The sequence below is a fragment of the Kocuria tytonicola genome, from assembly GCF_003687455.1.
Taxonomy (GTDB): domain Bacteria; phylum Actinomycetota; class Actinomycetes; order Actinomycetales; family Micrococcaceae; genus Kocuria; species Kocuria tytonicola.
Window position 1 is genome coordinate 25,707 of sequence record NZ_PHOA01000019.1, and the last position, 6,011, is coordinate 31,717.

The following is a 6,011-nucleotide window of genomic DNA, read 5'->3' on the forward strand; positions in this document are numbered from 1 at the left end:
CAGCACCAGCACGACGACCGACGACCGACGAACGGAGCAACGACCATGACGGATGAGCGGACCACGGTGGACGAGGCGACCTGGCGGCAGCTGCAGCGGGCGGCCACCGGCGCCCTGGAGCACTCCTACTCGCCCTACTCCCGCTTTCCCGTGGGAGCGGCGGCCCTCGTGGACGACGGCCGAGTGGTCACGGGAGCGAACATCGAGAACGCCTCCTACGGGGTGACGTTGTGCGCCGAGTGCTCCCTGGTGAGCGCCCTGTTCATGTCGGGCGGCGGCAAGCTCTCCGCCTTCGTGTGCGTGGACGGCAACGGTGACGTGCTCATGCCGTGCGGGCGCTGCCGGCAGCTGCTCTACGAGCACCGCGCGCCCGGCATGCAGCTGCTCACCGTGAGCGGTGTGCGCTCCATGGACCAGGTGCTCCCGGACGCGTTCGGGCCGGAGAACCTGTAGGTCGCGGCGCCCCGGCGGCTCCCGGGCCCGACCGGGGTCCGGGGACGCGGCGCGGATCGACCGGACGGGCACGGTCCACCCGTGTGCTCCACGGGACCCGGCGGGATCCCCGCCCTCGGGTGGGCCCGTGGCACCGCGCTTATACTGGCCACGAAACCGAGCCCGGCTCTGGAAGGGAAACACACACGTGGGTCTGAGAGATCTGTTCCGCAGCACCAAGCACGACGCCCCAACGCCCCAGCCGTCGCCGGGCGCGCGCCCCACCGAGCCCGGGCGGCAGTCCCCGCTCGAGCAGCACCCCGCGGGGCACACCGCGGAGGCCGGGCACGCCCAGGACGCCGAGCGGCGTCCGCCCGAGCGCGAGACCACCCCGCTGCCCGAGAAGGGCGCGCTGACCCACCTCGTGGAGCTTCTGCTGTCCCGCGGCGCGGACCGTGCCCGGCTCACCCTCGTGCAGTCCGGCAACATCATGACCCACCAGACCCGGCAGTCCGTGGGCGAGGGCGAGGACGAGGTGGAGAACGGCACGGTGGACCAGGGGTCCCCGCTGTTCGACGACGTCGCGGACCTCTACACCCAGGCCATGAGCACCCCGGTGGGGCCGTGGCGGCAGCTGGACCTCGTGGTCGCGGCGCCGGACGACGGCCGCCGGGACGTCACCGTGAGCTACGACTACCCCAGCGGGGAGTCCCGCACCGAGCACTTCACGCACGGCCACGCCGGTGTGGGCGGTACGCGCGATGCCGCCGGGACCCCGAACGGGACGGCCCACGGCCTCCCCGAGGACCACACCGCGGACGACGTCGCGGCCGGATCCGGCACCGCTGCCGCCGCCCACCAGGGCACCGACCTGCGCTCCACGGACCGCGACGCCGCGGCCACCGACGAGCCCGCGAGCAGCACCACCGCGGACCGCACCGCGGCTCCGGTGGACGAGGCCGCCCTCGGCACGCACGAGCGCCACGACGTGGCGGAGGACGCCGTGCGTGTGGTGGACGAGCACGGCACCCAGCCCGCGGAGTCCGGTGACGTGGTGGCCGGGACGCGCACCGCGCCGGAGCACTCCCTCGCGTCCGAGTCCACTGGATCCCCCGAGTCCCACGGCGGCGGTGCGGCCCTCGCGGGCACGGCCGCGGGTGCGGGGCTCGCCGGAGCCGGCTACGCCGCGCCCCAGCAGGACGGCGCGGACTCCGCCGGGGAGACGGCCGCCGCCGAGGACACCGCGCACGTCGAGGACACGCCGGCCCCGGGGGACGGCCTGCCCGCCGAGGCGCACGGCGACCACCACGACCAGGACGGTGCGCACGGCACCGTGCCGGGCGAGGTGGACCCCCAGGACCGGGCTGGTGGCTCCGATGAGCTGCCGGCCCACGTGGACGAGTCCGCGTTCGGCACCGACACCGCGGAGCCGCTCGTGCCCGCAGGGGCCACGATGGACCCCGAGGACGACCCCTCCGGTGCGCCGCAGCTGGCCACGGCCACGGACGTCTCCCCGTCCTACCGTGCCCCCGAGGCCCAGCCGGAGCTCGACCCGGACGCGCTCGCGCCGGGCAACCTGGTGCTCACCACGGGTGACGTGCTGGGCCGCCTCGCGGACGCGCAGCGCCACCTGTTCGGGGAGAACGGCACCGCGCGTGACGTCTCCACGGTGCTGATCCGCGTGCGCGCGCTCGGCACCTACTACGACGCCCTGACCCACGTGCGCCTCAACGGCTTCTGGGACCAGCGGCCCACGTTCGACCTGGTGCCCGAGGACCAGCTGAAGGTCCAGGAGCTCAAGGACGACTCCTACGTGGAGGGCTCCGGAGCCCCGCTGGCCATGATGTTCCGTTTCCGCCCGGGCGTCCCGCCGGAGCTCACGTTCGACTACTCGGACGAGGAGGCCTTCGTGCGCTACGAGCAGCGGCTGCCGGGTCAGAACTACCTGGAGGAGCTGCGCATGTACCCCCGCACGGGCTCCAACATCCCGCAGCACGTGAACGAGGCCCTGCAGGACTGGAACTACTGAGCATGACCTCGCAGGGCAGCCCCGAGGGCCCCGTCCGCACCGTGGACGGGGCCCTCGGGCCACACGGACTCGTCTGCCTCCACGACCACCTGGACGGCGCGCTGCGCCCCGCCACGGTCGTGGCGCTCGCCGCGGCGGCCCACCACGAGCTGCCCGCCACGGAGCCGGCCGCGCTGGGCCGGTGGTTCCGCGACAGCGCGGACTCGGGCAGCCTCACGCGCTACCTGGAGACCTTCTCCCACACCGTGGCGGTCATGCAGACCCCGGACGCACTGCGCCGTGTGGCTCGCGAGTACGTCGCGGACTGCGCCGCCGAGGGCATCGTGCACTCGGAGGTGCGGTGGGCGCCCGAGCAGCACGTGGCGGGCGGCCTCTCCCTGGACGGGGCCGTCGAGGCGGTCCGGTCCGGTCTGGCGGAGGGCGTCGCGGAGGTGAAGGCCGCGGGCGGGCACATCTCGGTGGTGCAGATCCTGTGCGCCATGCGCCACCTGGACCGTTCGCTCGAGATCGCCGAGCTCGTGGTGCGCCACGCGGGCGCGGCGGCGTCGTCCGCCGGCGGTGGGCAGCCCACCACCACGACGACGCACGGCCGGCTCCCCGGGGAGCCGGAACCGGGCGCGGTGGTCGCCTTCGACCTCGCCGGGCCCGAGGACGGTTTCCCCGTCTCCGCGCACCGCCCGGCCCTCGACCTGCTCGCCGCGCACCGTATCCCGGTGACCCTGCACGCGGGGGAGGCCGCGGGGGCGGAGTCCGTGGCGGACGCGCTGGACAGCGGCCGGGCCCTGCGCCTGGGACACGGCGTGCGGCTGCTGGACGAGGACCGGGAGGGCGTCTCCGAGCTCTCGCGGTGGATCCGGGACCGCCGGATCGCGCTGGAGGTCTGCCCGTGCTCGAACCTGCAGACCGGCGCGAGCGCCGCCTGGGGCGAGGGCATCGCGGAGCACCCCGTGACGCGGATGCTGCGGGACGGCTTCACGGTGACCATCTCACCGGACAACAGGCTCATGAGCGGCACCTCGGTGAGCCACGAGCTGCACCGGCTGCGTGCCGAGGCGGGGTGGACGCCGGAGGACGAGCTGCGGGTGCAGCGCAACGCGGCGCGCGCGGCGTTCGTGCCACTGGCCTACCAGCAGTGGCTCGAACACCGCGTCACGGGGGAGGACGCGTGAGCGCGGCGGCCGGCCCCGGGGCGCAGTTCGAACGGCTCGTGGCCGTCATGGACACGCTGCGCTCCCCGGGCGGCTGCCCGTGGGACGCGGAGCAGACCCACGAGTCCCTGCTGCGCTACCTCGTGGAGGAGGCGTACGAGGTCGTCGAGGCGGTCGAGGCGCTGGAGCCCTCCGCGCGGCGCCGCGACGAGCTGGTGGAGGAGCTCGGGGACGTGCTGCTGCAGGTGGTGTTCCACGCCCGGATCGGGCAGGAGCACCAGGGGGAGCAGCGCTTCGACGTCACGGACGTGGTGACCGCGGTGACCGAGAAGCTCGTCCGCCGCCACCCCGGCGTGTTCGACCGGGAGCCCGGCTGTGCGGCGGCACCGGAGAGCGGCCCACCTCCCGCACCGGGGGACCCCACCGCCGCGGCGGCAGAGGGCGTCGCGCGGGAAGCCGCGGCCGGTGCGGCGGGTGACTCCGCGGACCGGACCGGGCGCGGAGGGGCCTCGGCGTCCGGGGGCGCCGCGGCGTCGTCGGGCACGGAACGGCCGAGCACCGCGGAGCTGTCCGCACGCTGGGACGCCGTGAAGCGGGAGGAGAAGCCGCAGCGCACCCGGGTCTTCGACGGGATCCCCCCGGCACTGCCCGCGCTCGCGCTCGCGGAGAAGGCACTGTCCAAGGCACGGCGCCACGGCGTCCCCGGGGTGACCCCCGTGGGCCCCGAGCCGAGTGCCGGGCAACGCGCGGCGGAGGAGCGCGAGCTGGGCGAGCAGCTGCTGCGCCGGGTCGAGGCGGCCTCCGCCCGGGGTCTGGACGCCGAGCGCGCCCTGCGCGCCGCGGTGCGCCGCTACGTGGCCGAGAACGACGGGCCGCTCGACGGCTGAGAGCGGACAGCCACCGCGCGTCTCGCAGCCACCCAGGAGCGCTCGGTAGGCTGGGAGCCGGGGCGCGAACGGCCCCACGGGTCGACGACCGACAAGGAGATTTTCATGGCAATGATCATTGGGCTGCAGGCCCGCCAGATCCTGGATTCCCGCGGCAACCCCACGGTCGAGGTGGAGGCCCTGCTGGACGACGGCAGCTACGGCCGTGCGGCGGTTCCCTCGGGCGCGTCCACCGGTGAGTTCGAGGCCGTGGAGCGCCGCGACGGCGACAAGAACGTCTACCAGGGCAAGGGTGTACTGGACGCCGTGCACGCCGTGGACGAGGAGCTGGAGCAGGCCGTGGTGGGTCTGGACGCCTCCGACCAGCGCGCCGTGGACCAGGCCATGCTCGAGCTCGACGGCACCGACAACAAGGCCAAGCTGGGTGCCAACGCGATCCTGGGCGCCTCCATGGCGATCGCCCGCGCCGCGGCGAGCTCCGCGGACCTGGAGCTCTACAAGTACCTGGGCGGGCCCAACGCGCACGTGCTGCCCGTGCCCATGATGAACATCCTCAACGGCGGCTCCCACGCGGACTCCAACGTGGACATCCAGGAGTTCATGATCGCCCCCATTGGCGCGTCCACGTTCTCGGAGGCCCTGCGCTGGGGCGTGGAGGTCTACCACAGCCTCAAGTCCGTGCTGAAGGACCGCGGCCTGTCCACGGGCCTCGGGGACGAGGGCGGCTTCGCGCCGAACCTCGACTCCAACGCGGCGGCGCTGGACCTCATCCTCGAGGCCATCGAGAAGGCCGGGTACACGCCGGGCCGCGACATCGCCCTCGCCCTGGACGTGGCCTCCTCCGAGTTCTTCGAGCAAGGCACGTACACCTTCGAGGGCAAGAAGCGCTCCGCCGAGGAGATGTCCGCCTACTTCGCGGACCTCGTGGCGAGGTACCCGCTGGTGTCCATCGAGGACCCCCTGGACGAGGACGACTGGCAGGGCTGGGCCACGCTCACCGAGCACATCGGGGACAAGGTCCAGCTCGTGGGGGACGACCTCTTCGTGACCAACCCCGAGCGCCTCGCCCGCGGCATCGACGAGCACGTGGCCAACGCGCTGCTCGTGAAGGTCAACCAGATCGGCTCCCTGACCGAGACCTTCGACGCCGTGGAGCTCGCCCAGCGCAACGGCTACCGCTGCATGATCTCGCACCGTTCCGGTGAGACCGAGGACACCACCATCGCCGACATCGCGGTGGCCGTGAACGCGGGCCAGATCAAGACCGGCGCTCCCGCCCGTTCCGAGCGCGTGGCCAAGTACAACCAGCTGCTGCGCATCGAGGAGGAGCTGGGGGACTCCGCAACGTACGCGGGCGCCTCCGCCTTCCCCCGCTTCACCGCGAAGTAGCGCGCACCGCGGCACCGCGTGTGCCGCCGCCCACGACGCCGCCCGCTCCCGTTCCGGGGCCGGGCGGCGTCGTGCTGCGGGTAGACTGGCCGAGCACGAACCGCCCCCACCACGTCACCCGGGAGG

Annotated in this window: 5 protein-coding genes; all 5 read left to right on the top strand. The window is 74.0% G+C overall.

Features of this window, described 5'->3' with window-relative positions; translation table 11 throughout:
• Nucleotides 1-45 precede the first annotated feature (45 nt).
• On the top strand, nucleotides 46-453 hold the full coding sequence (locus tag CWC38_RS04015) for a cytidine deaminase (protein ID WP_165860333.1): 408 nt from the start codon (nucleotides 46-48) through the stop codon (nucleotides 451-453).
• Between the two features lie 187 nt (nucleotides 454-640).
• Complete coding sequence (locus tag CWC38_RS04020; RefSeq protein ID WP_121845538.1) at nucleotides 641-2,461, top strand: hypothetical protein; 1,821 nt, start codon at nucleotides 641-643, stop codon at nucleotides 2,459-2,461.
• Nucleotides 2,462-2,463: 2 nt separating this feature from the next.
• Nucleotides 2,464-3,630 carry an adenosine deaminase gene (locus tag CWC38_RS04025; protein ID WP_121845539.1) on the top strand — a complete coding sequence of 389 codons (1,167 nt, stop codon included), beginning with the start codon at nucleotides 2,464-2,466 and terminating at the stop codon, nucleotides 3,628-3,630.
• Entirely contained in the window at nucleotides 3,627-4,496 is an 870-nt protein-coding gene (locus tag CWC38_RS04030) for a MazG nucleotide pyrophosphohydrolase domain-containing protein (RefSeq protein WP_439108827.1), read from the top strand. The genes CWC38_RS04025 and CWC38_RS04030 overlap by 4 nt, the downstream gene beginning before the upstream one ends.
• Nucleotides 4,497-4,601: 105 nt before the next feature.
• Nucleotides 4,602-5,885, top strand: coding sequence for a phosphopyruvate hydratase (eno, locus tag CWC38_RS04035; RefSeq protein WP_121845540.1), 1,284 nt, complete (start codon nucleotides 4,602-4,604; stop codon nucleotides 5,883-5,885).
• Nucleotides 5,886-6,011 lie beyond the last annotated feature (126 nt).